Here is a 1,849-nt window from a genome sequence, read left to right on the forward strand (position 1 = left end):
CCCCCAGCACCCCGCGCGCGGCGCCGCAACCAGGGCCTGGCCGAGACCGCCGCTGCGCACGTAGGGCGTGGTCAGGAACGCCGCCGTCAACGCCGCGCGCGCCAGCAGCGGCGCCAGCAGCAACGCCGCCCACGCCGGCGCCGGCAGGCTCGCCAGCGCGGCGAACTTCAGCAGCAACACCAGCATCACCGCGACCACGGCCAACGGGCCGCTGCGCGGATCTTTCATGATCTCCAGCGTGCGCTCGCGGCTGTGCCGCGCATCCGCGCGCATCCCGCCGACCCAGGCGTCGGCCATGTCGGCCAGCCCGTCCAGGTGCAGCGCGCCGGTCAGCGCGGTCCAGGCGATCAGCAGCAACGCCGCCGACAGCAGCGGCGGCCGGCTCTGCAAGGCCCAGGCCAGCGCGCACAGCAGCGCGCCGATCAACGCGCCGGCCAGCGGATACCAGGCCAATGCGCGGCGTTGCGCGACGGGGTCGGCGAACACCCGCGCCGGCACCGGAATCCGGGTCAGGAAACCGATCGCGGCCAGCGCGGCGCGCATCAGCCGTCGACCGGATCGGCCTGCGCGCGCGCCTGCGAGCCTTCGCGCGCGGCCTTCGGCGGCCAGCTCAGGCCGTGCAGCGAGGCGTGGGCGACGTCGATGTTGAGCAGGTCGGTGTAGCGCCGGCCCGCGCCGATGCAGCGCAGCAGGCGGATCGCGCCGCCGTGGGTGACCACCAGCACGCGGCGGCCGGGGTGGCGCTCGGCGATGTCGTTCATCGCCGCGGTCAGGCGCGCGGCGAAGTCGTCGAAACGCTCCGCGCCCGGCGGCGGATGCGCGACCGGATCGGCCCAGAACCGCGCCAGCGCCTCGCCTTCCTGCGCGGCGATGGCGTCGACCGGACGGCCTTGCCAGTCGCCGAAGTGGTATTCGCGCAAGCGCGGCTCCAGCGCCAACGGCAGGCCGCGCGCCTGCGCCAGTTCCTGCGCGAACGCGGCGCAACGCTGCAGCGGCGAGCTGACGATGGCGTCCCACTCGCGCCCCAGCACCGCATCGCGCATCTGCCGCCAGCCCAGTTCCAGCAGGCTGTCGTCGAGTTGGCCGCGATAGCTGCGGTGGCCGGTGTCGCCGTGGCGCAGCAGATCGAGATGGACGGGATCGAAACTCATCGCGGCGTCGTTCCTTGTACGCGGTCGGTGGCGAGCAGGCCCGATGATGCCCGCGCGGACGCCGCCAAGGGAATAGCCCGAAAGCCAGCCGCCATCGCTGCGGGCGTGCGCGCGTTCACGCGGTCGCGCCGGACACGCCGGCCTGGGCGAAGGTGGCCATGCCGTTGTGCAGATCGCAGGCCAGCCGCAGCAGCGGCACCGCGACCGCGGCGCCGCTGGCCTCGCCCAGGCGCAGGCCGAGGTCGAGCAGCGGCTGCGCGTGCAGCGCGTCGAGCACGGCCGCGTGGCCGCGCTCGTGCGAGCGGTGCGCGTACAGCAGCCATTCGCCGCAACCGGGATTGAGCCGCTGCGCGGCCAGCGCCGCGACGGTGCAGATGAAGCCGTCCACCAGCACCGGGATGCCGCTCTGGGCGCAGGCGACATACGCGCCGGTCAAGGCCGCGATTTCGAAGCCGCCGAGCCGGCGCAGACGCTCGTGATCGCTGCCGGCGACGGCGTGCAAGGCCAGCGCGCGTTCGATCACGGCGATTTTTCGGGCCACGCCGGCCGCGTCCAGGCCGGTGCCGGCGCCGGCCAGTTCGGCCGGCGCGCGTTGCAGCAAGGCGCAGGCCAGCGCCGCGGCGGCGGTGGTGTTGGCGATGCCCATCTCGCCGCCGACGAACAACTGCGCGCCGGCGTCGCGCGCGGCGCGCACGCTG

3 protein-coding genes are annotated in these 1,849 nt (G+C 74.7%); all 3 read right to left on the reverse strand.

Features of this window, described 5'->3' with window-relative positions:
* The coding region (locus tag A7A76_RS22855; protein WP_206413476.1) for an adenosylcobinamide-GDP ribazoletransferase at window positions 1–546 on the reverse strand (546 nt) is incomplete at its 3' end.
* Complete coding sequence (locus tag A7A76_RS22860; protein WP_206413474.1) at window positions 543–1,151, reverse strand: histidine phosphatase family protein; 609 nt, start codon at window positions 1,149–1,151, stop codon at window positions 543–545. The genes A7A76_RS22860 and A7A76_RS22855, both read right to left, overlap by 4 nt.
* A 115-nt stretch (window positions 1,152–1,266) precedes the next feature.
* Window positions 1,267–1,849 (reverse strand): nicotinate-nucleotide--dimethylbenzimidazole phosphoribosyltransferase (locus tag A7A76_RS22865; RefSeq protein ID WP_206413475.1); only part of this gene is annotated, 583 nt, incomplete at its 5' end.

This window comes from Lysobacter enzymogenes, assembly GCF_017168095.1.
Lineage (GTDB): Bacteria > Pseudomonadota > Gammaproteobacteria > Xanthomonadales > Xanthomonadaceae > Lysobacter > Lysobacter enzymogenes_D.